The 22,636-nt window shown below is 62.4% G+C and carries 21 protein-coding genes and 1 riboswitch; of the genes, 9 read left to right on the forward strand and 12 right to left on the reverse strand.

Features of this window, described 5'->3' with window-relative positions; translation table 11 throughout:
• Positions 1 to 325: 325 nt before the first annotated feature.
• Entirely contained in the window at positions 326 to 730 is a 405-nt protein-coding gene (locus AC3D24_RS13825) for a MerR family transcriptional regulator (protein WP_489031508.1), read from the reverse strand.
• Positions 731 to 798: 68 nt separating this feature from the next.
• Between AC3D24_RS13825 and AC3D24_RS13830 the strand changes: the two genes are divergently transcribed.
• From AC3D24_RS13830 to AC3D24_RS13850, 5 genes are all read left to right on the forward strand, one after another.
• Positions 799 to 1,461, forward strand: coding sequence for a cation efflux transmembrane domain-containing protein (locus AC3D24_RS13830; protein ID WP_489031510.1), 663 nt, complete (start codon positions 799 to 801; stop codon positions 1,459 to 1,461).
• A 421-nt stretch (positions 1,462 to 1,882) separates the two neighbouring features.
• On the forward strand, positions 1,883 to 3,148 hold the full coding sequence (locus AC3D24_RS13835) for a TolC family protein (protein ID WP_489031512.1): 1,266 nt from the start codon (positions 1,883 to 1,885) through the stop codon (positions 3,146 to 3,148).
• Positions 3,145 to 4,314, forward strand: coding sequence for an efflux RND transporter periplasmic adaptor subunit (locus tag AC3D24_RS13840; RefSeq protein ID WP_489031514.1), 1,170 nt, complete (start codon positions 3,145 to 3,147; stop codon positions 4,312 to 4,314). Before AC3D24_RS13835 ends, AC3D24_RS13840 begins: the two co-directional genes overlap by 4 nt.
• A gap of 3 nt (positions 4,315 to 4,317) precedes the next feature.
• On the forward strand, positions 4,318 to 7,551 hold the full coding sequence (locus tag AC3D24_RS13845) for an efflux RND transporter permease subunit (protein WP_489031516.1): 3,234 nt from the start codon (positions 4,318 to 4,320) through the stop codon (positions 7,549 to 7,551).
• Between the two features lie 3 nt (positions 7,552 to 7,554).
• Positions 7,555 to 8,241: a ZIP family metal transporter gene (locus AC3D24_RS13850; RefSeq protein ID WP_031393017.1), complete on the forward strand. Its 687-nt coding sequence runs from the start codon at positions 7,555 to 7,557 to the stop codon at positions 8,239 to 8,241.
• Positions 8,242 to 8,507: 266 nt separating this feature from the next.
• Here AC3D24_RS13850 and AC3D24_RS13855 read toward each other — a convergent pair whose 3' ends face one another.
• On the reverse strand, positions 8,508 to 10,448 hold the full coding sequence (locus AC3D24_RS13855) for an FTR1 family protein (RefSeq protein ID WP_489031518.1): 1,941 nt from the start codon (positions 10,446 to 10,448) through the stop codon (positions 8,508 to 8,510).
• Positions 10,448 to 11,074 carry a cation diffusion facilitator family transporter gene (locus AC3D24_RS13860; protein WP_489031519.1) on the reverse strand — a complete coding sequence of 209 codons (627 nt, stop codon included), beginning with the start codon at positions 11,072 to 11,074 and terminating at the stop codon, positions 10,448 to 10,450. Before AC3D24_RS13860 ends, AC3D24_RS13855 begins: the two co-directional genes overlap by 1 nt.
• A gap of 75 nt (positions 11,075 to 11,149) precedes the next feature.
• Here AC3D24_RS13860 and AC3D24_RS13865 point away from each other — a divergent pair, with 75 nt between their 5' ends.
• Positions 11,150 to 11,572, forward strand: a complete 423-nt coding sequence (locus tag AC3D24_RS13865; protein ID WP_489031521.1) for a MerR family transcriptional regulator — start codon at positions 11,150 to 11,152, stop codon at positions 11,570 to 11,572.
• Here AC3D24_RS13865 and AC3D24_RS13870 read toward each other — a convergent pair.
• The 5 genes from AC3D24_RS13870 to AC3D24_RS13890 all read right to left on the reverse strand — a co-directional run bounded on the left by AC3D24_RS13870 (position 11,566) and on the right by AC3D24_RS13890 (position 15,261).
• Positions 11,566 to 12,648 (reverse strand): retropepsin-like aspartic protease, encoded by a 1,083-nt coding sequence (locus AC3D24_RS13870; RefSeq protein ID WP_489031523.1) that lies wholly within the window; start codon positions 12,646 to 12,648, stop codon positions 11,566 to 11,568. The two genes, AC3D24_RS13865 and AC3D24_RS13870, sit on opposite strands and share 7 nt — an antisense overlap.
• Positions 12,649 to 12,915: 267 nt before the next feature.
• Positions 12,916 to 13,371: a transporter gene (locus tag AC3D24_RS13875; protein WP_489031525.1), complete on the reverse strand. Its 456-nt coding sequence runs from the start codon at positions 13,369 to 13,371 to the stop codon at positions 12,916 to 12,918.
• Positions 13,340 to 13,774, reverse strand: a complete 435-nt coding sequence (locus AC3D24_RS13880; protein ID WP_489033162.1) for a transporter — start codon at positions 13,772 to 13,774, stop codon at positions 13,340 to 13,342. Before AC3D24_RS13880 ends, AC3D24_RS13875 begins: the two co-directional genes overlap by 32 nt.
• A gap of 288 nt (positions 13,775 to 14,062) precedes the next feature.
• Positions 14,063 to 14,251 carry a hypothetical protein gene (locus AC3D24_RS13885; protein WP_489031527.1) on the reverse strand — a complete coding sequence of 63 codons (189 nt, stop codon included), beginning with the start codon at positions 14,249 to 14,251 and terminating at the stop codon, positions 14,063 to 14,065.
• 725 nt (positions 14,252 to 14,976) lie between these two features.
• Positions 14,977 to 15,261 (reverse strand): hypothetical protein, encoded by a 285-nt coding sequence (locus AC3D24_RS13890; protein WP_489031528.1) that lies wholly within the window; start codon positions 15,259 to 15,261, stop codon positions 14,977 to 14,979.
• Between the two features lie 252 nt (positions 15,262 to 15,513).
• Between AC3D24_RS13890 and AC3D24_RS13895 the strand changes: the two genes are divergently transcribed.
• The 3 genes from AC3D24_RS13895 to AC3D24_RS13905 all read left to right on the forward strand — a co-directional run bounded on the left by AC3D24_RS13895 (position 15,514) and on the right by AC3D24_RS13905 (position 18,744).
• Positions 15,514 to 16,599 carry a sulfite oxidase gene (locus tag AC3D24_RS13895; RefSeq protein WP_465238553.1) on the forward strand — a complete coding sequence of 362 codons (1,086 nt, stop codon included), beginning with the start codon at positions 15,514 to 15,516 and terminating at the stop codon, positions 16,597 to 16,599.
• Positions 16,569 to 17,039, forward strand: a complete 471-nt coding sequence (locus AC3D24_RS13900; protein ID WP_199860756.1) for a DUF202 domain-containing protein — start codon at positions 16,569 to 16,571, stop codon at positions 17,037 to 17,039. The genes AC3D24_RS13895 and AC3D24_RS13900 overlap by 31 nt, the downstream gene beginning before the upstream one ends.
• Before the next feature lie 240 nt (positions 17,040 to 17,279).
• Positions 17,280 to 17,356: riboswitch (Fluoride riboswitch) on the forward strand.
• 23 nt (positions 17,357 to 17,379) lie between these two features.
• A complete protein-coding gene (locus tag AC3D24_RS13905) occupies positions 17,380 to 18,744 on the forward strand; it encodes a voltage-gated chloride channel family protein (protein WP_043150688.1) in 1,365 nt (454 codons plus the stop codon).
• A gap of 9 nt (positions 18,745 to 18,753) precedes the next feature.
• Here AC3D24_RS13905 and AC3D24_RS13910 read toward each other — a convergent pair whose 3' ends face one another.
• The 4 genes from AC3D24_RS13910 to AC3D24_RS13925 all read right to left on the reverse strand — a co-directional run bounded on the left by AC3D24_RS13910 (position 18,754) and on the right by AC3D24_RS13925 (position 22,614).
• Complete coding sequence (locus tag AC3D24_RS13910; protein WP_107955917.1) at positions 18,754 to 19,230, reverse strand: hypothetical protein; 477 nt, start codon at positions 19,228 to 19,230, stop codon at positions 18,754 to 18,756.
• 12 nt (positions 19,231 to 19,242) lie between these two features.
• Entirely contained in the window at positions 19,243 to 20,487 is a 1,245-nt protein-coding gene (locus AC3D24_RS13915; protein WP_199860755.1) for a molybdopterin-dependent oxidoreductase, read from the reverse strand.
• A 106-nt stretch (positions 20,488 to 20,593) separates the two neighbouring features.
• Positions 20,594 to 21,745, reverse strand: coding sequence for a TDT family transporter (locus tag AC3D24_RS13920; protein WP_107955916.1), 1,152 nt, complete (start codon positions 21,743 to 21,745; stop codon positions 20,594 to 20,596).
• Positions 21,742 to 22,614 carry a LysR family transcriptional regulator gene (locus AC3D24_RS13925; protein WP_019054677.1) on the reverse strand — a complete coding sequence of 291 codons (873 nt, stop codon included), beginning with the start codon at positions 22,612 to 22,614 and terminating at the stop codon, positions 21,742 to 21,744. The genes AC3D24_RS13920 and AC3D24_RS13925 overlap by 4 nt, the downstream gene beginning before the upstream one ends.
• Positions 22,615 to 22,636 lie beyond the last annotated feature (22 nt).

Raw genomic sequence — 22,636 nt, forward strand, 5'->3', positions numbered from 1 at the left:
CGCTCCTTCTTCCCAACTTAGAATCCAGACCGTGTGAAAACCTTGGTTCATAATTTTGTTAGGTAATTTAACTGTGCCATCCCCGATCCCGCACCACCTAAGGCGCTTAGGTGCGGCTCTGAGCGATACTATATTGCGAGCAACACGCTCCTATTGAGGTTGGCGCTGAGTATTCGCACGGTTTGGATCCTTTTCGGGAAAGGCTGCAGCGTCGGGCACGTCCGCCAGCGCTATCTGCCTTCCCAATAGCGGACGGTCCGCATTCCACCAAACCCGACCATTCCCAAAATTCGATCGCTTTTGAGAGTTGGTCAGTCGCTAGGCGCTACGCGGAAGGAGCAAGTGCTTCGATGATCCGGCAGTCGGCGACGGTGTTGCGGCTACAAGAATCTATCAGCGCGTCGAGTTCACCAGCAAGCGCGGTGAGGTCTGCGATTTTGCGCCTGATCGCGTCGCGATGTTGGTTGGCAACGACATCGACAGCGATGCACGACTGATCGTGACGGTCGGCAAGGCTCATCAACTCGCGTATCTGGTCGATCGAGAAGCCAAGATCGCGGGCGCGACGGATGAAGGACAGGCGGCGCAGATGCGCGCCCTCATAGGTCCGATAGTTCCCTGCTGATCGTTCTGGTGCGGGCAGCAAGCCAATCTGCTCATAGTAGCGGATCGTCTCGACCTTAGTGCCCGTCGCACTGGCGAGTTTTCCGATCGTCAGTTTCTCAGACATAACGCTTGACCCTCTAGCGGCTAGAGGGTGCATATAGGCTGTCAGATCGATTCTTCGAGGTGGCGAACATGGCCTGCACAAGCTGCGCGTCCGACAAGGCGGGTACTCTCAACGACCCCAGGTGGCGGCGCGCGCTATGGATCGCGCTCGCCATCAATGGCGGCATGTTCGTTATCGAGATCGTTGCCGGCATCACGGGTGGATCGAAGGCGCTGCAAGCCGACGCGCTCGACTTTTTCGGGGATACTGCGAACTACGCAATCAGTCTTGGCGTTGCCGGGATGGCGATAGCCTGGCGCGCACGCGCTGCGATGTTGAAGGGGGCGACGCTTGCTTTGCTAGGCGTCTATGTCCTGTTCGCAGCGGGATGGGGTGCGCTCCACGACGCAACGCCCCATGCCGAAATTATGGGCGTAGTCGGCATCGCGGCGCTGATTGCGAACCTTGTGGTCGCGGTCATGCTGTACCGCTTCCGAAGCGGTGATGCGAACATGAGGTCGGTATGGATTTGCTCGCGCAATGACGCGATCGGCAACATCGCCGTCGTACTGGCCGCAGGCGGTGTGTTCGGCCTCAACAGTGCGTGGCCTGATCTTGCCGTCGCCGCCTTGATGGCGGTGTTGGGAATATCGGGCGGTTTTCAGATCATGCGGCAGGCGCGCGCCGAAATGCTTAGCGAGCCCTCACCCGCCCCCGCTACTTACCAGCAGTCGTTACATGGCAGTCGGTAAGCTGCTAAGGCGCGGGCCGATGCACCGCCTGTCCACCGTGTTCCTTTGTCTCATGTTCGTGCTTATGCTCGGGCTTGGATCAGTTGCGCATGCGACCGAAGGCGTGACGTGCGTTGATACCACAGCGGTCAGCTCCCTCAATCATTGCGACGGCGATGCCGACCAAGTGCCGGCAGACGCCGACAAGGCGTATCCTCATCATCATGGCGGTTGTCACGGCCATCATGTCGGCGTGCCGATCGCGTCCGATCCAACCGGACCAACCAGCAGCGTTGGTATGACTGCATCGGTGTGGCGCGATGCGCCCAAGGCCCCGGTAGCGTCGGACCCAGCCCTACGACCTCCCCAAGCTTGATCGACGCCTAATCTCGCCGGGAAAGCCCGCGCGGATGCCCAAAGGTTCGTCAGGAGTCCGTTACCCATGCACCGTTTTATTGCGGCCTTATTGGCCGTGGCGTCATGCGCGTCGATCGCGCAGGCGCAGTCAGCCGATCCAACATCGACCAGTCCCCCGCTCACCCTTGAACAGGCGCTTTCACTTGCCGGAGCCAGCGCCCCCAGCCTTGAGGCCGCCACGGCTGGCGTCCGGGCAGCAGAAGCAGGCCGCACGGTTGCCGGCTACCGGCCGAACCCGTCGATCGTCGCCGAGACCGAGAACATTGCCGGCAGCGGTCAATATCGCGGTCTTCGCAGCGCCGAGACAACGGCAGGTCTGGCACTACCGATCGAACTGGGTGGCAAACGATCGGCACGGATCGCCGTCGCGGACGCGATTAGCAATCGAGCGCGGATAGGCACGGCGTTGGCCGAGGCTGATCTACGGCTTGCCATCACGCAGCTCTACATCGAGGCGACCGCAGCGGAACGCCGACTGGTGACCGCGCGCGAGCAGGCCGGTATCGCCCGCGAAGCGTCGCGCGCAGCCGGCGTCCGCGTTCAAGCGGGGCGAGCATCACCGCTCGAACAGCAGCGCGCCGATGTATTGCGGATCAACGCGGAGACGGCTGTGGAGCGCGCAGAGCGGCTTGCCGAGGTCGCGCGAAGTAATCTTGCCCGACGGATCAGCCAACCCCTCACGGGACCGTTGGACTTGGCGTGGTTCAATCGCGTCGAGGGCTTTGGTCCGGCACGGCCGATCGAGACCGCAGGGACGTTGGCATTGGCAGCGACCCGCGCAGACGTGACAACGGCAGAGGCACAGGTGCGGCTTGCCAGGTCGCAACGCATTCCCGACGTGACACTCAGCGCCAGCGCACGACGGCTTGAGGCTACGAACGACGTGGCAGCGGTGTTCGGGGTGTCGATCCCGTTTCCGCTGTTCAACAACGGCAAGGCGGCAGTGGCGCAGGCGCGGGCGCAGACCGATCAGGCGCAGGCGCTACGTCGCGTCGCCGAGCTGGATACCGCGCAGGATATCGCAAGCGCACAGGCAAACGTCGCGAATGCCGCGACGACCGCTCGTAACGCCAGCGGGCCGGCATTGGCATCGGCAAGCGAAGCCGCTCGGATTGCCCGGATCGGCTACCGGGAGGGCAAGTTCGGTCAGCTCGATTTGTTGGATGCAGAACGTACCCTGTCCGAAACACGAACCGCCGCGATCGATGCGCTCGCCACCTATCACGACGCCAAGGCACGCCTCGAACGGCTCGTTGCCGCAGCGCCCTCGACCGAGGAAACCAATCAATGACGAACACGATCATGCGGGCGCTCACGCCTGTGACCCTGGCTATCCTCCTTGCCGGATGCGGCGGGGGTGGCAACAGCGAGGCCGGTGAGAAAGCCGGAGCCGAGAAGACGAAAGGTGCCGAGGCCGGCGAAGCCAAGGAGGGTCCAAAGGATATCGTCACCCTGTCCGCGCAGCAGATCGCGGATGCCGGGATAGAGGTCACACGTCCTACAGTAGGCGGCGTGGCCGGAGCGATCGAGCTATCGGCAACGATCGAGGGCGATCCTCAAGGTGTGCAGGTTGTGTCCACCTCTGTAGGCGGTCGGCTCGTTTCCCTCACCCGCAACCTCGGGCAGTCAGTCAGCCGGGGAGACCCGCTGGCTATCATCGAAAGCCGGGAAGCGGCATCACTGAAAGCGGAGGTAGAAGCCGCGCGCGCGCGTTCCGCACTCGCCCAATCGAACCTTCGCCGCGAACAGCGTTTGTTCGCTGAACGGGTTTCGCCAGAGCAGGATCTGGTAGCAGCGCGAACGGCGGCAACGGAGGCCAACATTGCCCTTCGCCTGGCGCAGCAGCAGTTGTCAGCGACGGGCAGCGGAGGCGGTGCGCTCAACCGCATCGCGGTTCGCTCGCCGATTGCCGGCCAGGTCATCGCGCGGTCGGCTACACTTGGGCAGGCCGTCGCGGCCGATGCAGAGCTGTTCCGCGTTGCCAACCTGTCGAAGGTCACTGTCACCACCTCACTCGTCCCCACCGATGCCGGTCGGGTGAAACCCGGCGCGCGCGTCGAAGTGACGGCACCGGGGCGGCGTCAGGAGGGGCGCGTCACGTTCGTGTCCCCCATTCTGGACGCGACGACCCGGTTGGTGCCAGTGATCGCGACCCTCGACAACGCCGGCAGCACATGGCGCGTTGGTGAGACGGTCAACGTATCGATTCTGGTTCCTTCAACCGGGGACCGCACTGTCGCTGTGCCATCGGCCGCAGTGCAGATGATCGAGGACAAGTCGTTTGTGTTCGTCCGCACCGCGACAGGTTTCCGGGCAATCCCTGTGACCCTTGGCCGCACCAACGGCGGACAGGTCACGGTAACGGCGGGCCTTACGGGATCGGAGCGCATCGCTTCCACCAACAGCTTCACGCTCAAAGCCGAACTCGGCAAGGGTGCGGGCGGGGATGAGGACTGAGCCATGATCGGTCGCATCGTCACCCTCTCCGTCGAGAAGCGCTGGCTCGTCCTGCTTCTCACCATTGCGGCTGCATTGCTCGGGATTGGCGCGCTGCGTCAGCTTCCGATCGACGCCGTACCCGACATCACCAACAACCAGGTGCAGATCAACGTCGTTGCTCCTGCCCTGTCTCCCGATCAGATCGAGAAGCAGGTTGCGTTCACGATCGAAACCGCGCTCGCTGGCATTCCCGGGCTTGAATATACCCGCTCGCTAAGCCGCAATGGCTTTGCCCAGATCACGGCTGTTTTTACTGAAAAGTCCGATATCTACTTTGCGCGGGCGCAGGTCGCAGAACGCCTGCGAACCGCTGAGGAAGACCTTCCCGAAGGCGTGAATCCCGAGATGGGGCCGATCGCCACGGGCCTTGGCGATATCTTCATGTGGACGGTAGAATATCGCGAGCAGGATCAGGTTCGTCACCGCAACGGCGAACCCGGCCTGCAACGCGATGCCAGCTATATTACCCCCGAGGGTGATCATCTCGTCAGCGACGCCGACAAGGCGACCTATTTGCGCACGGTGCAGGACTGGATCGTCACGCCGCAGCTAAAAAGCACTGCTGGGCTTGCTGGCGTCGACTCCCTTGGTGGCTACACCAAAGAATACCTCGTCATTCCGGACGTACAGCGCATGGCGGCAATGCGGCTGACGCTTCAGGATCTCACCACTGCCCTACAGCGCAGCAATACCAGTGCGGGTGCTGGTGTAGTCAACCGCAACGGCGAAGGGCTGGCGGTCCGATCGGATGGGCGTGTCCGCAACGCCGACGAGCTGGCCCGTACCGTGGTTGCCACCCGCGAGAGCGTTCCGATCCTACTCAATCAGATCGCGACTGTTCGTACCGGGCAAGGGCTGCGAATGGGATCAGCGTCGGAGAACGGCCATGAGGTTGTCGTCGGGACCGCGGTCATGCGGATCGGGGAGAATAGCCGCACGGTATCGACGGGCGTTGCCGAACGGCTGACGCAGATCGGCCGCTCGTTGCCGGTCGATGTCGTCGTGAAGCCGGTCATGAACCGGACCGAGCTGGTGAATTCCACGATCGCCACTGTGGCCCGCAACCTTGCCGAAGGTGCGGTGCTGGTGATCGTCGTTCTGTTTGCGCTGCTTGGCAATTTCCGTGCGGCGCTGATCGCGGCCTGCGTCATTCCTATCACGATGCTGCTGACCAGCATCGGCATGTTGGAGGCGGGCGTTTCCGCCAATCTGATGAGCCTTGGCGCGCTCGACTTTGGTCTGATCGTGGATGGCGCGGTCATTATCGTGGAGAACGCATTACGGCGTTTGGGCGAGGCGCAGCATGGTCGGGGTGACGTGCTGACGATCGAGCAACGTCTCGGGATTGTCGCGGCATCGGCGCGCGAGATGATCCGACCATCGGTATATGGGCAGGCTATCATCATCTTGGTCTATGCGCCGTTGCTCACCTTCACGGGTGTCGAAGGCAAGATGTTCGAGCCGATGGCGCTGACGGTCATCATCGCTCTGGTGTTCGCCTTCATTCTGTCGCTGACCTTCATACCGGCAGCGATTGCGATCTGGCTCAGCAAGCGGGTTGAGGAGAAGGAAAGCCGCGTCGTCACATTCCTCCGGCAGCGCTATGAGCCGGGACTCGATGCGGCAATGCGCCGACCCACCCTCACAATCGGCGTTGCGATCGGCGCACTGGCACTCGCCGGGGCTGCTTTCACGACATTGGGGCAAGAGTTCTTGCCGCAGCTCGATGAGGGCAACATTCTCGTGCAGGCGGTCCGCATCCCCGGCACTTCGGTCGATCAGAGCCAGGCAATGCAATTCCAGGTGGAAAAGGCACTCGCCAAGGCTCCTGAGGTCCGGTTCGCTTTCTCCCGCACCGGCACGTCTGAAATCGCATCGGACCCAATGCCAGCGAACGCTACAGATACCTTCGTCATCCTGAAGCCAAAGAAGGAATGGCCGAACCAAGGTTTGACGAGAGAGCAGCTTATAGAGAGCTTCGAAAAGCGTCTCTCTACCCTGCCGGGCAACGCCTATGAGATCACCCAGCCGATCCAGATGCGGTTCAACGAGCTGATTGCAGGCGTACGCGGCGATATCGCGATCAAGGTATTCGGCGACGATTTTGGCGAGATGAACGCGACCGCAGATCGGATCGCCGGCATCCTGCGAAAGACGCGGGGTGCAGCGGACGTGCGGGTTGAGCAAACCGAAGGCTTGCCGATGCTCGATATCCGACCGAACCGCACTGCCATGTCCCGCGTCGGGGTAACGGCCGGTGACGTGCAGGACACGGTTGCCGCAGCCATTGGCGGCCGACAGGCTGGCGTGATCTTTGAAGGCGATCGTCGTTTCCCGGTCGTGATCCGGATGGCGGAAAGCTCACGATCCGATCTGACGGCGGTTGCTCAGGTCCCGGTACCGACCGGCAGTGGCGGCTTCGTACCGTTATCGACTGTGGCGGATATCGCCGTGGTCGATGGTCCCAACCAGATCAGTCGCGAGAACGGCAAGCGGCGTGTCGTGGTGCAGGCCAACGTGCGCGATCGGGATGTGGCCGGCGTTGTGGCTGATGCCCGGTCAGCCATCGACGCTCAGGTGAAATTGCCGCCTGGCACGTATCTCGAATGGGGCGGTCAGTTCGAGAACCTGGCATCCGCCCGCGATCGGCTCAGCGTTGTGGTGCCGATCTGTTTCGTGGTCATCATGTTCCTGCTCTACGGCGCGCTAGGCTCCGTCAGGGATGCGTTGATCGTGTTTACCGGCGTTCCGCTGGCGCTGGTCGGAGGCATCCTTGCGCTGGTGCTAAGAGGCATGCCGTTTTCCATTTCAGCGGCAGTCGGCTTCATCGCGTTATCAGGTGTCGCGGTTCTCAATGGGCTGGTCATGGTGTCGTCCATCCATGATCTGATGCGGCAAGGCATGGATCGTGCGGTAGCGGCGCATCAAGGCGCTCTGGCGCGGCTCCGGCCGGTTGCGATGACGGCGCTCGTTGCGTCGCTTGGCTTCGTGCCGATGGCACTTGGTCATGGTGCTGGAGCCGAGGTGCAAAAGCCGCTGGCGACCGTCGTCATTGGTGGCCTGATATCCGCAACCTTGCTCACCTTGTTCGTGCTGCCGACGCTCTACGCTCGTTTCGGACGGCGCGAGCTGCCAGCTCCATCAGGGGGAGACATCGAACTGCCGCCTTTGGCTCATGACAGCGTGAGGGTTTAAGCTATGCAGGCCGTTGCTTTTACGCTCATTCCCGTCGTCGCCGTACTGATCGGCTCGCTATTCGCGGTATCGAGACGGCCAAGCGATGCCTTCGTAAGCGCTATGCAGCACTTGGCGGCAGGCGTCGTGTTCGCCGCAGCGGCAGCCGAGATCCTGCCCCAGGTGATGCACGAAGGTTCGCCGATCGCGACATTCACAGGCGGCGCGCTAGGCATCCTCGTGATGCTGTCGCTCAAAGCCCTTGAGGGTCGCGCCAGTGGACCGATCGCCATGCTGGGTGCGGTTGCGGTCGATATCCTGATCGACGGGCTTGTTCTCGGATTGGCGTTCGTCGCTGGCGGGAAGGCCGGCGTGTTGCTGACGATCGCGTTGACGTTGGAGGTGCTGTTTCTCGGACTGACCGTGACGACCGAGTTGGGCGAGACGATCAAGTCCAAGGCACGGATCATCGCGATTACGATGGGGATCGCGTTGTTGCTGCCGATCGGTGCGGCGATAGCGACTCCCGTTGCGACGTTTCCACCCGTTGTCATCGCCGGGTTTCTCAGTTTCGGCTTGATGGCGCTGCTCTACCTCGTGACGGAGGAGCTATTGGTCGAGGCGCACGAGAAGCCTGACACCCCGCTTATCAGCGCGATGTTCTTCATCGGGTTTCTGGGATTGCTCCTGATTGAAGAGGTATTGGGCTGACTACGCGACGCGGAACACCTTGGACCGAAATTGACGACGGGGAGCTTCGGCGCCGCGTAGCGGCCAAGCAGGCTATTAGCCAGATTGCGCGCGAGATGAACCGAACGATGGACGCAATCCGTGGTAGGGGCACGACCTTGCAAATCATGCTTCGATTGTCGCAACGGGCGTGGCGGGATGGGGTGCCGAGGCGGCAGAAGCCTGCCGATGACGAGGCTGGCAGAAAGTAGAGGCGGTCGCCCGCCTCTACTTTAGCAACCTGAATCTTAGTCCAGACCCGGCTTACCGCGCCGGTTCCAGGCAAACCCAATTGCGATAGCTACCGCCATCAGGAGCTGAGCCAGCACGGATTGCCATGTGGGGAACAGACCTAGCATTGAAAGCCGGGGCACATCGCGAAGCGGCGCTATGTTGATGATGCCCGCCTCTTGCAGAGCGGACACCCCTTTCCCCGCGAGCACAACTGTCAGGATCGCCATGAGCCATGAGCTGTAGCGAAAGAATTGCGCGATTGGCAGTTTGCGGCTGTAACGGAGCATGGCCCACGCAATCACCGCAAGAACGAGAACGGCCGTTGCGGCGCCCGCAAGCAGCACGGGGCCATTCCCCTGCGACCAGAGTGCCGCATAAAACAGGATCGTCTCGAAGACCTCGCGGTAGACCACGACAAACGCGAGTCCGAACAGGAACCAGCCCGACCCTCCCGTAAGCGCGCGCGACATTTTCTCCCGGATGTAGCGTTGCCATTGATCGGCTTGCGCCTTGCCGTGCATCCAAACTCCTACCGAAAGCAACACGATCGCCGCGAACAGCGATCCGAACCCTTCGGTCAGTTCACGGCTCGCGCCACTGATTCCGATTGCATAGGTGGCGACAACCCACGTGATCCCGCCAGCGACAAGCGCACTGATCCAACCGCCATGAACATAGCGCAGCGCCTCTCCGCGCTCCGCCTTGCGAAGAAACGCGATCATGGCGACGACGATGAGCAGCGCTTCCAGCCCTTCACGCAGCAGGATCGCAAATGCGCCCAGGAACGTGGACGCTCCCGTAGTGGCATCAGGCGCTAGCGCTGCTTCCGCATCATCGAAGAGGCCGTCGAGCACCGATACCTTTTCTACGAGATCGTCAGGCGAGGCACCGCGGTCGATTGCAGCTCGAAACTCGCCCATTGCGCCTTCAATTCGACCCATCAGGGTAGCATCGCGCGCCGTGAGTGTTGGTTCGATCGGCTCGAAACCGTCGAGATATGCAGACAGAGCTAACTCCCTGGCCCCACGCGGGTCGCCGCGCCGCGCCGCGGCGACGCTTGCGGTAAGCTTGCCACGCGCGAGCGCGAGCGAGCCGGGCGCGTGTTGCACCACCTGATCGGGATGGCGGCGCAGATAAGCCATGACCGCATCGGCTTTGGCTTTTCCAATTGAAGAGGCGAGCGTAGCTGGGGTGAGTGCGACCAATGCTTTCAAGTCCGGTATGCGCTGGCGTAACGCTGGGTCCGACTTCCACAACCGTTCGCCTACAAGCGCCTGCTTTTCGGTGAAGGCGAAGCTGCCGGCGAGAAAGGCCGCAGCCCATCGCTGGTCGTTCGGACGATCCGCGAAGCTCTGCATCGCGGTTCCGTCGATTCCCTGCGTCACCACCTGATAGAGGGCAAAGACGCTCCGCTGACGCGCACGTTCGGCGTCGGTGAACGCGATCGGAGGCGTCGAGAGCTTGGCTGCATCGGGGCCATGCCCATCGCCTGTCATGCCGTGGCAGGCCGCACAGGTTTGCCGGAACAGGGCACGACCCGAAGCAAGGTCCGGAGCCTTGTCCGGCGCGAGCGGCACTGGATAGGCCTGCAGTAGATCGGCTGCGAGCCCGTGCGCTAATGATGCCACCTGTTCGGCAGGCCCCTTCCTAGCGATCACCATCTGAAGGTTGGCAGCTCTCTGGATCAGGGCCTGCTGTTCCGGCTTCGTTGGCAGGCTATGCAGTCGTGTAGAGACCGACGCGGCGAACTCGTTCATCTCGGCGTATTCCGACGTATTCTTGATCCGGCCAGCGGCAACGGCTCCGCCATAATCGACAGCCATATAATCGAGCAGTCGCCATGCGGTTTGCACGTCGCCGGGTTCCGCCATTGCCGCGGCGGGGATCAGCAACGCAGCAAACGTGGCGACAAGGCGGAGTGAGAGCACCATCCGAACCATTGCGAGTAGACGCATCAATATTCTCTCAGCTCGCGGGTCGCGTCAGTGACGATCTCATAAGCCGAGTGGAGGAACAGTAGAGCGATCACGCCGGCCACGGCGAGATCCGGCCAAGCGCTCCGCGTCCACGCCACAAGCCCTGCCGCTACTATTACCGCCACGTTGGCGAACGCATCATTACGGCTGAACAGCCAGATCGCGCGAACATTAGCATCGCCCTCGCGGAAGCGGGCAAGCACCAGTGCCGAAATGATGTTAATCGCAAGCGCGACAATGCCGATCGCCCCCATCAGTTCGGCGTCGGGTACGGTAGCATTGAGGGCGCGCCATATTGCGAAAGCAATCACTCCTACTCCCAGCGTGCCGAGAAACAGTCCTTGTGACAGCGCGACACGCGCCCGCGCGCGCGCCGACCAAGCAAGCGCGAGCAGGCCTATGAAACTAATCGAGCCGTCACCGATAAAGTCGAGCGAGTCGGCCTTGAGTGCTTGGCTGTCGGCTAGGAATCCACCGACCAATTCGGCTACCCCGAAGCCGAGGTTTAGCACCACGACGATCAGTAGGGCGCGACGATAAGCGGGATCGGTCTGGGCGCGTGCCGGTTCGCCAGCGCAGCCGCAGTTATGTTCGGAAGAGCTCATCCCTTCCACCTACATGCTACAGTAGCTATAGGGTCAAGCGGAATTTGCGACATGTTCGCATTAGTGGAGTGAATGATGACGAGCGCACCCCTGATGATCGGCCAACTCGCGCAACAAACCGGGACAAAGGTAACGACTATCCGCTTTTACGAGACGATCGGGCTTCTATCCATTCCGCCGCGCACCGTGTCCGGACGTCGCACGTATGGGATTGGTGACGTGCAGCGGCTTCAGTTCGTCCGCAACGGACGACGGCTTGGCTTCTCGATAGAAGAGATTCGTTCGTTGATCGGCTTGACGGAGAACCCTTCCCAAGATTGCAGCGCAGCCTCTGCTATTGCGAGCCGACACCTTGAGGATGTGGAGAATCGGCTGGCACAGCTCGCTTTGTTGCGAGACGAGTTGGCGGTTCTCAGCCAGAGCTGCACCAACGATCAGATCGCAAATTGTCGAATCATTCAGGCCATTGCCGAGACGCACGCTCCAGGCGCTCAGTAGTAATCGGCGAGCAGCAGTGTGCGATGCTCTCCCACAGTCGTTTCGAGCGTGATGGGCGTGCCAGCCGGGCCGAAACGCCAACGCCAGAGATCCCCGTGAGTATAGTCAGCATTGATCCCGTGGCCGTTGACCCTGACGATGCGCTCTCCAATCGCCCAGCCGCCCTTTTTTGCCGGGCTGTTCGTTGCCACATGAACAACTGTGAGTGCCGTTGCGGACGTAGCTAGCCCGAGCCCGCTCCGGTCCTTTAACATGGCAAGAGGACGCCGGGAGGCAGGCGGACGGAGCCAGACGAACCCGGCGGTCACATCAAATATCACATCGAATTGGCCGATCAGTGGCAGTCCGATATTCCCTACTGTGCTGGTTGGAAGCCAATTTCGGTTTTCCAAGGTGGGGATGTCCTGAGCCGAGAGCCCGCCGAGGCTCAACGTCGGGGTCGTGAAAACATCGACGGTAGCAACGCCTTCCACCCCTCCCAGCGCGGCGGTTGACGTCGCTCGTTCTTTGGTCAAACCGAACGTATCGACATAGCTCGATGACAACATGAGCGCCGCTGAGCTGCCGAGATCAATCATGACCGGCACCGGCCTTGATCCCGCGATCGATGCAGAAACGTACAGCTCTTGTTTTGCGCCACGGCCCAATGCGATGGCTGTCCACTCCCCGCCCCCGAGGAAACTGCCCGTAGGCGCAAACGCAAATTGCCGCCTGCCGAAGTCGAGAGCTATGCAGTTTTCGACGAACATATCGGCACCGAGCAGCATATTTATCCGTCTTCCGAAGGCGGCAGACAACGTGCTCAGGTCGGCAACCACGGCAAACGGCAAACGGCGTGTCCGATCTCCTAGCTGCACATCGACATCATGGATTAGGCGAACAGGCGCTTTCCCACCCAAACCGCTTATTGTGCGTCGTTCACCGTTCTCTATGCCAAGGGCTTGAGCTAGCGACAGATCGATGATGGATGCGCCGCTCCCACTATCCAGCACAGCTTTGACGGGCGAGCCTCCTACTTGGGCGTCCACCAGCAGCGTGTCGCCGGTTGCAACCTCCAAAGGTTTCCAATCGAGCACGAGCGGGCCAAAATCCCACTTCCCAACAGGCTTCGGAGTTACCGTTGCTAAGGCGCCTTTACTGACAGCCGCAGCCGCTCCGAATCCTACCAGGTGAGCTATCATCGAACGTCGAGATACGGGGGTGATTTGCAACGGGGGTCGCGGCACAAAGCTATCTCCGACCCTTCGCGATCGAAGGGCGCGAATATCGCATACAAGCTACAGCCACTGGAGGAGCAAGGCCTTCGGCATCTATCATTAAAACGAACGGCTTTACACACGATCCTAGAAGCGCTTCGAAAACCCGGCAGCTACAAATGGATGCGGTGGCGTGGAGCCAGCGATACCGGTGCCGACACTGACATCAAGCTGAATATCGTGCCCGATTATGTAAGCCATGCCCCCATCAACAATGACCGAGGCCTTTCCGCCTTTTTCTTCGGGCGCCTGGATGCCTGTATATGCGAAGAAGTTAATCGTCTTGCTTGGGTTGAAGTTAAGCGTGGCAGCAAAGAGCCCCGCCATATAACTACGGTTCGTGTCGTCCTGAAACACGCCGATACCGATATTGGGGTTTAACGACCACTTGTCGGCAAACCCCCAGTCAGCTGCTAGCCTGAAATCGCCAGTTGTTCGAGTATTGCGGAACTCACCTGATCCGGATGGTGGAAAGGGTGCGATAGCGCCAATCGAAACCTGCTTCGACCCCTCAGGTGCCTCGGCAATTGTATTTGAGACCAATTGATGTCGGAGCGAAACCGTCGCTATGCGATGTACCAGAAGGATCTTTCTGCCGCATCCAGGAATACGTGTTTCCCTCCACGCGGACCTCTACTTTGTCAGCGAAGCCGTACCGGAGCAACGTCGGGAAAAATATTGTGCGATCATGTTCCTCGCCATCATGGCGGAACTCGGTTTGGATAGCTGTCTCGATCTGGAAATGGCCAAGGCCCACGGTCGTGCTGCCGTCCGCAATTCCTGGTCGATCGGCGTTAATATAATCCTCGTCAGTCTGAGCACTCGCTGGCGCCGTAGACATGATGATGGCGATGCCGAAGGTCAGGGTTCCAATCAGAGATGGTAGCGACGAGCGTCGCATTAGCAGATTGGCTTTCGACGACGGAAGATCTGCTTGCTGTGACATGGCCAGCAAGGGGACAAGATCGGCACCTTGGATTTATTCGCTAAGCAGGGTTTGTCGGTGATAACGAACGCCTTGGGCCGATGATGACGACGCCGAGCTTTATCGGCGTATCAAGGCCAGGCAGGCTCTGGCGGTGATCGCACGCGAGCTGAGATAACGATGGATGCGGGGACGAGCCACAACCCTAAGGGTAACTCTCCGCTCGTCGCAGCGACCATGGCGGGAGGGGTGCCGCGGCGGGTAACGTAGCCTAACAAATAGGGGCGGTTGCCCGCCCCTATCCAGCTTTTAGCCGTGCTTCATGCCGCCCTTGGCATGATCGCAGCAGTCGGCAGCCTTGGCTTTTGCGCCATCCTTGCAGCAGTCCGCACCGTCCTTGCAGCACGCCATGTCGGCGCAGCAATCGGCGACAGCGGCGAATGCGCCAGTCGACAGGGTGAGGGCGAAGGCAGCGCTGATGAGCTTGAACTTGGTCATGATATTCTCCGAAATTTACGTGTGATGATGTTCGACGTCACACGGTTTGCGGAGGGGGTGTGGCCGGAGCGTATGCCATGCCTAAAAGCCCCGTCTGTGGAGCCGGCCAAGGCGATAGACGGGAGGACGGAACCAGCTCGATATGCTCGACGGTTTCGCCGGCAACCGCAACGCACGGTATAGCGCAGGCCGACGCAGGCGCCTTTTTGATGGGAGCGCCTGCTGATTTGCTGGCGCAGTCCATCTTCGCAGACGCAGCCGGAGGCGCGGCCATCGCCATCGTCTCGCAGAGCGGGCCAAGCCGGACCAGCAACATCACCGCCAGGACGAAAAACGCCATGGAATGCAATATCTTGGAGAGTGGGCGAGCCCGGCGTTTCATTGGATGCATCTAGAAGCACACTCAGTGATGCACAATGTCGTAGGTGGCAGCGGATGGCGCTAAGCCGGTTTTCCCCTTCTATCTCAGATTCCCGATTCACCATCCCTTCTGACAAAGGCAGGGCGAGGCAACCGGCATTTTTCAACAGCCCCGGCCGTTTTCCGAACATCGCATACGAGCCGTCCAGAACCAGCCCTTTCCGCAGACCAATGTTCATCAACCTGTTCAGAAAACAATGTGCAGAAAGGGCCACGTACGTCTGCTATCCGCACGGCGGTTCCCGATACTGGAATGGTCGCACCGCGCGTTGCGCTGGTCCGTTGGCCGTGCCCAGCGTCTTCAGTCAGTCGGTCTCAAGTTTGGCACCGAGGTCTTCCGGCAGGTCGGCGTAGCGCGCTGCGATCTCGATCGCCGAGGCCGCTGTCGGTAACTCATCGGGTTCAGTGCCCTGCCATTCGACCATGTCATCCTCGCCTTCCATGGTCGGGTGAGGACGCAAGACCTGGACGAAAAACGTCAAAAGCGGTCGATCCCAACCGATTGGGGTCGGTACATAGAACGGACCCAGATATACGCTAAGCGCCGACAGGTCTGCTTGGGTGTCCGAAAACACCCGTTTGTCGCGCATCTGCGATGGCGATAGGGTTTTCCGTCATCCCTGGTGCCTAGCGACGACTTTTGGGGCAAAGCCGTCGTAGCAAGCTCAGCCACATTGAGTCGATCTACGGGAAAGGCTGTCTTGCACTCGGCGCCTCTTGCGCGACGGCATGGCGATCGCTCCCCCCGTCTAGAAAGGGATAGGCTATCGAAAGAGTCTGGGTGACATCGTCCAGCCAAACGATCAATTTCGCTATTGATTTCATCATGGTAGGCCGCTTGCATGACCGCATCCGATCGCGCCGAACAGAATCTAATCCTCCGCTGTCCGGAGCCGCTCAATGCGGAAACGCCTCCGGATAAACTGATCACGTCCTTCCTGACGCCGCAGGCGAATTTCTACATCCGCAGTCACGGACCTACGCCGGAGCTGGCCGACGATCATCGTATAGCGCTGGACGGCTTGGTCGACCGCCCGCGCTCCTACACGGTCGCCGAACTTCAAACGGCATTTGCGACCCGGACAGTGACCGCGACCATGCAGTGCGCCGGCAATCGTCGGGCACATCTTCAAGACGTGGAAAAGACTTCGGGCGATCCCTGGGACGTGGGCGCGATCGGCAATGCGGCTTGGACCGGCGTCGCACTGTGCGACGTACTCGCCGCGGCCGGCATCCAAGATGGCGCGTCGTTCGTCGGCACTACGGGGGCCGACGACGTGGATGTCGATGGTGAGACGGCGCCGTTCGGTGCCTCGATCTCGATCGCCAAGGCGCTAGAGCCGGACGTGCTCATCGCCTGGGGCATGAACGGCGAGGTGCTGGCCCCCGAACATGGCGCACCGCTGCGGCTCGTCGTGCCGGGCTATGCGGGCGTTCGTAGCGCCAAGTGGCTGACGCGCATCGAGGTGCGCGATCGCCCGTCCGATGCGCCGATCCAGGCCAAGGACTACAAGCTCTTTCCGGCGTCGGTAGCGAAGGAGGACGCGGATTGGGACCGGGGCCTGACGATCGAGGAGATGCCGCTCAACGCTGCGATCTGCGCCCCCGTGGACGGCGCGCATATCGGCGCCGGCGCATGCGAAATCGCGGGCTATGCGGTCGCCTTCGGCCGAGCGGTCTCGCGCGTCGAGGTCTCCGTCAATGACGGCACCGACTGGCTGCAGGCGGAACTGACCAGCCAACCGGATTCACCCTGGAGCTGGACGCAGTGGCACGTCACGGTCGATCTCTCGCCCGGGCTCCACGTCCTGGTCGTGCGCGCCGTCGACGGTGCCGGGCAGATGCAGCCCGAACGGCCCGAAGCGATCTGGAACTTCGCCGGCTATCTCTCGACGGCTTGGCATCGCACCACCGTCACCGCCGGCTGATGGACGCGCCGCACGACGCCGATCGGGCCCATGCGAAGCTGGCGGAGAGCGCGAGCACGCTGAAGGACAGCGCAGTCCAGCAGGTGGACAGCGCTGATCGTCGCACGGAGCTTGCCGCAGACCGCACAATCCTCGCCGGTGAACGCACCTATGCCGCCTGGGTGCGTACCGGACTGGCGGCGCTCGCTTCCGGGATCGGCGCGCGCGCGCTGCTCAAGGACGTCGTGTTCCCGTGGCTGGCGACGGCGACCGGGACCATGCTGATCCTGTTCAGCGCCTTTTGCTTTGTCGCCGCGGTGTGGCGCGAGATGGGTGCCGGCGCCCCGCCGCCACGACCCGACATCAAGCGCCTGCCAGCGGCGTTGCTCCTGGTAATGAACGGGTTTCTTATGCTCGTGTCGCTGGCCGCGCTCGTCGGCATCTGGACGGCGCGCTCGTAGCGCAGCAGCGCTAACCACGCTACGGGCCGATCAGACCCGGCAGCGCATCGGCGGCTTTCGTGCGGTATCGCCCCTTGTGACGCAGCCCGAAAACGACGCGCGGGTCGAAACCGATCGGTCCCGCATGTAGCGTACCCGGGTCGGTCCATATAACGGGCTCAGATAGACCCTGGCGACTGACAGGTCCGAGCATTTGCCCGACCAACATGCCCATTGACGGTTGGGGCCAACGTCTCATAGATCGACCTCGGCAATGGATTTCTGCCGGGCAATTTGGCCGAACCGCTCTGACATGAGCTGATGATTCCTACTTGGCGCCGTCAGGCAGCAAGGAGGAATTGTGCGCGCTACCTTTCGCAATCTGGTCGACACGCTGAACGTTGCGGCATTCGTGCGCGATCGTCACGACCATGCGATCTCTGTCCTGCGCTGGGCGCTGATCCTGCTGCCCATGGCGGCACTCGTCGGGACGCTATGTGCGGCGTTCCTGTTGAGCCTCGATACCGTTACGCGACTGCGGTTCGCATCGCCCTGGCTGCTCTATCTGCTGCCGGTGGGCGGGTTCGTGGTCGGATTGCTCTACCATCTCACCGGGCGCTCGGTGGAGGGCGGCAACAACCTGATCGTCGAGCAGATCCACGAGCCGGGCGGCGGTGTGCCGCTGCGGATGGCGCCGCTCATCTTCTTCGGCACAGTGGTGACGCATCTTTTCGGTGGCTCGGCCGGACGTGAAGGCACCGCCGTCCAATTAGGCGGAAGCCTTGCCAGCGGTTTCGGCCGCGCGCTCCACCTCGATGCGGGCGGCACGCGCATCCTGTTGAAGACGGGGATCGCAGCCGGGTTCGGCGCGGTCTTCGGCACGCCGATCGCAGGAGCGGTCTTCGCGCTCGAAGTGCTGGCGATCGGCCGCGTTGAATATTCCGCGCTGGTGCCTTGCCTTGTTGCAGCGCTGGTCGGCGATTGGACGTGCCTCGCCTGGGGTATCCATCACGGTGTCTACCCGATCGGTGCGTTGATACCCGTCGATGCGCTGCTCGTGACGAAGGCAGGTGTTGCGGGGATCATATTCGGACTGGTCGGTCTGGCCTTCGCCGAAGCCAACCACGTGGTCGGGGGATGGCTCAAGCGTATCGTTCCCTATGGTCCACTACGTCCAGTGATCGGCGGGGCCGTCGTTATCGCGCTCGTCTTCCTGTTCGGCACGCGCGACTATCTGGGCCTGGGTGTCCTGGCAGCGGGGCCCGACAGCCTTACCATCGCCAGCTTCTTCGGACCGGACACGCATCCGTGGAGTTGGGCGATCAAGCTGCTGTTTACCGTCGTCACGCTCGGCGCGGGTTTCAAAGGCGGTGAAGTCACGCCGTTGTTCTTCATCGGCGCAGCGCTCGGTAACGCGCTGGCGCCTTTCTTGGGCGTGCCGACGGGCCTGTTCGCCGCGATCGGCTTTGTCGCGGTGTTTGCCGGGGCCGCCAATACCCCGCTCGCCTGCACCTTCATGGGAATCGAACTGTTCGGCGCCGCCTATGCGGTGCCGATCGCCGTCGCCTGTTTCGTGGCCTATCTCTGCTCGGGCCACAACGGCATCTACCTGTCGCAGCGCGTTGCGATACCCAAGGTGCCGGCAGACGGTCTGGCGCCCGATGCGACACTGCGCGAGACACGTACACGCCGCACAGCACTTCGCGCGCAAAACCGCGTGTCGTGAGTTGATGGCTTAACCTGATCCTCCCGATACGTCGGGCGCAGCCTTCGGATCGGGGTCCTGTGCCTTGCCCTTCGCGGCGCCCGGCTGCTTCGTGCTCATGGCAGTCAGATAGGCGACGATCGCCGGTACGTCGGCTGCGGCGACGGGTGCCTTGTAGACCTCGCGCATCTTGGTGACCTCCGCGGTCCACTGGTCGCCAGAGAGTGGTGGCTGGTTCAGCGCCATGCTCGCCGAATGACACGACGTGCAGTTGGCATTGATGACATCGGCATGCGGGCCGGCGGGATATTGACCTTCGTCGGTCGGAAGATCGACCGAGGTGGACGCCAGCGAAAAGCCGCGCGCCGAGACGCTTGGCGGCGGTGGTGCAGTCGGGGCCGCAGGCGGCGGGGCGACGCGGCTGTTCGGGGCACCGATCGCGAGCAGAAGAACGACGGTCGCGCCGACGAACCCGAACGACAGCGTGCCGATGGAAGGCGTTTTCATGCGGTGCGCTCCTCAGCCGACGACGATGTTGGTGGTTTCGATGTTGCCGCGCATGAACCCGCCCGGATTCCAGATCGGCGTCATCGGCTGCGCGATGCCGGCGGTGTTCCAGCAGCGCGACATCAGCTTTGTTGGGCCCGCATGCGTGAGCGGAACCTGCGCATCCCAGCGGCGGAAACTGTATTTGCCGTGATCGGGGCCGAGCGTCGTCTTGTACCAGGTCTTGCCGTTGTCGGTCGACACATCGACCTTGGCGACGCCGCAATCGCCCCCCATCGCAATACCGCCCAGCGGGATCGAGCGATCGAACGCGATCACCTGCCCCTCGTCGAGGCTCGTGACCCAGCTGCGCGGGATCATCTTGTTGATGGGGACGGTCGGAAAATCCTTCTGGCCAGGCCGCACGTTCGCGCCGGGCGTGGCGGGCACCTTGTACGCCTTGGCCATCCAGTAACCGTCGTCGGGCGCGGCAAGCACCTCGATGTCGTTCAGCATCTTGACCCAGTAGGTCGAATACCAGCCGGGTACGATCAGCCGGACCGGGAAGCCGTTGAGGAGCGGCATCTGTTTGCCGTTCATCCCGAAGGCGAGCATCACCTCGCCGTCGCGCGCATGGTCGATCGACAGCGACTTGGCGAAATCCGGTCCGCCCGCGACCACCGGCTGGTCGAGCGCACCGAACCGCACCGCGACCGCGCCCGGCTTCACGCCGGCGATATCGAGCACATCCCGCAGCCGCACGCCGAGCCATTTGGCGTTGCCCATCGCCCCGTGACGCCACTGCGCACCCGCCACCGGAGGCTGGAACAACGCCCGCGAATTGCCCGAGCATTGGTTGATTGCCGCCAACTCGACGCGCGGCAGCTTCAGCAGTTGCGCGAGCGAGATCGACAGCGGACGCGTGACCGCGCCGTACACCTTGATCCGGAACGCCTCGACATCGATCGCGGTTGGAATGTCGGCCCAGTGCCAGCGGACGAAGAACTGGTCGTTCGGCGTGAAGACGTCGCCATTGAACACGCTCATCGGCGTTTCCAGCAACGGCGGGTGGATACGCTGGAGGATCATGTTGCCCTTGCCGGGGAACGCGTTGGTCATGGGCCGTTCCGATGGGCCACCTGGCAGATGCAGATCGACCATGCTCTGCGCCAGCGCGGGCGCGGCGATCAGCGCGCCGCTACCGATCGCGGCTTCTGAGAGAAAGCGACGGCGGTTCGTCGCCTGCGCCAATTTCATATCCAGGCTGTCCACCAGCATTCTCCCTTCGATGTCATGCTTTTATGCGCGACCCGTCCGCCGGTCTGCCCGGTACGGGTCGATCGGATGCGACGGTTCGATCCGACAGGACGATCAGTTCGGCCCATCAATTGGCTTGGGCGATGCAGGGCGACACGAACAGGTTCCCGCGCCAGCCGCCCGCGACCGTCTTGGCGCCGACCAGCAGCCACATTGCTGCGAGCGCCACTGTGAGGACAGTGCCGACGATCCCGAAAAAGCCGAGCTGAAGCGTCGTGCCGAGCTTGAAGGTGGCGACCGTGTAGACGCCAAGCGGGAAGGTATAGCCCCACCAGCCGAGGTTGAACGGAATGCCCGCGCGCCAGTAGCGGATCGTGATCAGCGTCGCGAGCGCCAGCCACCACAGACCGAAACCCCAGAGCAGCAGCCCGGCAATCGTGCCAATCCCCTGCGCTACCGCGCCGATCTGCCCCAGGCCGTTGGCGGCGAGGATCGCGGGCGCGTTGCTGCCGAGCACCAGCATCCCAAGCGCGCCGGTGCCAATCGGACCGAGCGCGAGCCAGCTCGAGGCGGCCATGCTCTCGTGCGGCAGCTTGTGCAGTGCCATCCGCAGGATCAGGATCGCGAGGATGCCGAACGCGACCGGCACTGAATAAGCCCAGAGCACATACGACGTTGCGAGCACGACGAACTGGTGATGCGCGTCCGCCAGATGCGGGGCGAGCAGGCCGCCGCTCGCACCTGCGACCTCCGCCGCGACCACCGGCAGCAGCCACACCGCGGTCATGCCGTCGAGCGAATGTTCGTGCCGCGTGAACATGAGGTAGGGGATCGCCACACCGCAGGCGAGCGACATCGCGACGTCGATCCACCACAATGTCTCGGCGATCGGGATCACGCCCGCGCCGAACTGCGGCAGGCCGAATGCAAGACATCCGTTGATGATCGTCGCCAGCCCCATCGGGATCGTGCCGATGAACATCGACACGGTGTTGTGCCCGAAGATCCGCCGCGCCTCGTGTCCGAACATCGTCCAGCGCGCGGTGTAGAGCCCGGCGAACAGCGTGAAGAGCGCGATGTTGAAGTACCACAGCGCCTCGCCGACCGGGTGCAGCGATGCGCCGACGCCCGGCACCTGCGGCAAGGCGAGCGCGAGAATGCCGGTGCCCATCGTAGCGGCGAACCAGTTGGGGGTGAACTGCCGGATCATCTCGCGCGGGGAGTCGAGCCGGCTGAGGGGCTTCAGGCCATCGAGAACGGGTTTCAGATCGGCGGTCACTTGCCAGTCTCCTTGATGAGATCGGTCAGCGCATCGGCCGCCCGCGTTCGATACCGCTCTTTATGGCGCAGCGCGTAGAACGGACGCCGCGGCAGACCGAGCGGTAGATCGTGCAACGTGCCGGCCGCGATTGCAGGTGCGACGACATGCTGCGACAGCACCGCGACGCCCGCCCCGGCCTCGACCGCGCTACGTACCGCCTCGTTCGATGGTAGCATCAGCGCCACGGTGAGGTCCGACGGATCGACGCCGCGCTGGCGCAGCACCTCCTCGAACGACGAGCGCGTGCCCGATCCCTGCTCGCGGACGATCCAGCGTGCGGCGCGGATCCAGTCCTCGTCGATCGTGTCGGCTGCGCGGTCGCTTACCAGCACCATGCGGTCGTTCGCGACCGTCCAATGCGCGAGCGCGGGCTCGTCGATCACACCCTCGACGAAGCCGAGCTCGACCGCACCGTCGAGCACGCGCGCCGCGGCCCCCTCGGTGTTGTCGATCGCCAGTTCGATTGAGATCGCGGGGTAGCGCGCATGGAACGCGGCCAGCTGGCGGGGCAGCCAATAGCCCGCGATCGTCTGGCTTGCGACTAGCCGCAGAGTGCCGCGCTCCAGTCCTGCATATTCGGCCAGTGCAAGTTCCGCGCTGGCGGCACGGCCAAGCACTGCGCGTGCGTCGACCAGAAACATGCGGCCCGCTTCGGACAGTTCGATCCCACGGCCGACCCGGTGGAACAGCGGCACGCCGTGCCGGGCTTCCAGCGCGGCGATGGCAGCGCTTGCGGCTGACTGCGTCACATTGAGCGCTTCGGCCGCGCGCGTCATGTGCTCGCGCTCAGCGACACCGACGAAAATCCTGAGTTGTTCCAGGGTCATGCCCGATCTCCTTGCCCCAATG

This window comes from Sphingomonas sp. SL1004 (assembly GCF_057815015.1).

What these genes read in the sequence shown, in the direction of transcription:
- AC3D24_RS13910 (WP_107955917.1), bottom strand. Translation starts at nt 19,230, where the DNA reads ATGAAAACGCCTTCCATCGGCACGCTGTCGTTCGGGTTCGTCGGCGCG.
- AC3D24_RS13885 (WP_489031527.1), bottom strand. Translation starts at nt 14,251, where the DNA reads ATGACCAAGTTCAAGCTCATCAGCGCTGCCTTCGCCCTCACCCTGTCG.
- AC3D24_RS13840 (WP_489031514.1), top strand. Translation starts at nt 3,145, where the DNA reads ATGACGAACACGATCATGCGGGCGCTCACGCCTGTGACCCTGGCTATC.
- AC3D24_RS13855 (WP_489031518.1), bottom strand. Translation starts at nt 10,448, where the DNA reads ATGCGTCTACTCGCAATGGTTCGGATGGTGCTCTCACTCCGCCTTGTC.
- AC3D24_RS13895 (WP_465238553.1), top strand. Translation starts at nt 15,514, where the DNA reads ATGACCGCATCCGATCGCGCCGAACAGAATCTAATCCTCCGCTGTCCG.
- AC3D24_RS13850 (WP_031393017.1), top strand. Translation starts at nt 7,555, where the DNA reads ATGCAGGCCGTTGCTTTTACGCTCATTCCCGTCGTCGCCGTACTGATC.
- AC3D24_RS13835 (WP_489031512.1), top strand. Translation starts at nt 1,883, where the DNA reads ATGCACCGTTTTATTGCGGCCTTATTGGCCGTGGCGTCATGCGCGTCG.
- AC3D24_RS13845 (WP_489031516.1), top strand. Translation starts at nt 4,318, where the DNA reads ATGATCGGTCGCATCGTCACCCTCTCCGTCGAGAAGCGCTGGCTCGTC.
- AC3D24_RS13830 (WP_489031510.1), top strand. Translation starts at nt 799, where the DNA reads ATGGCCTGCACAAGCTGCGCGTCCGACAAGGCGGGTACTCTCAACGAC.
- AC3D24_RS13865 (WP_489031521.1), top strand. Translation starts at nt 11,150, where the DNA reads ATGACGAGCGCACCCCTGATGATCGGCCAACTCGCGCAACAAACCGGG.
- AC3D24_RS13860 (WP_489031519.1), bottom strand. Translation starts at nt 11,074, where the DNA reads ATGAGCTCTTCCGAACATAACTGCGGCTGCGCTGGCGAACCGGCACGC.
- AC3D24_RS13825 (WP_489031508.1), bottom strand. Translation starts at nt 730, where the DNA reads ATGTCTGAGAAACTGACGATCGGAAAACTCGCCAGTGCGACGGGCACT.
- AC3D24_RS13915 (WP_199860755.1), bottom strand. Translation starts at nt 20,487, where the DNA reads ATGCTGGTGGACAGCCTGGATATGAAATTGGCGCAGGCGACGAACCGC.
- AC3D24_RS13890 (WP_489031528.1), bottom strand. Translation starts at nt 15,261, where the DNA reads ATGCGCGACAAACGGGTGTTTTCGGACACCCAAGCAGACCTGTCGGCG.
- AC3D24_RS13925 (WP_019054677.1), bottom strand. Translation starts at nt 22,614, where the DNA reads ATGACCCTGGAACAACTCAGGATTTTCGTCGGTGTCGCTGAGCGCGAG.
- AC3D24_RS13880 (WP_489033162.1), bottom strand. Translation starts at nt 13,774, where the DNA reads ATGTCACAGCAAGCAGATCTTCCGTCGTCGAAAGCCAATCTGCTAATG.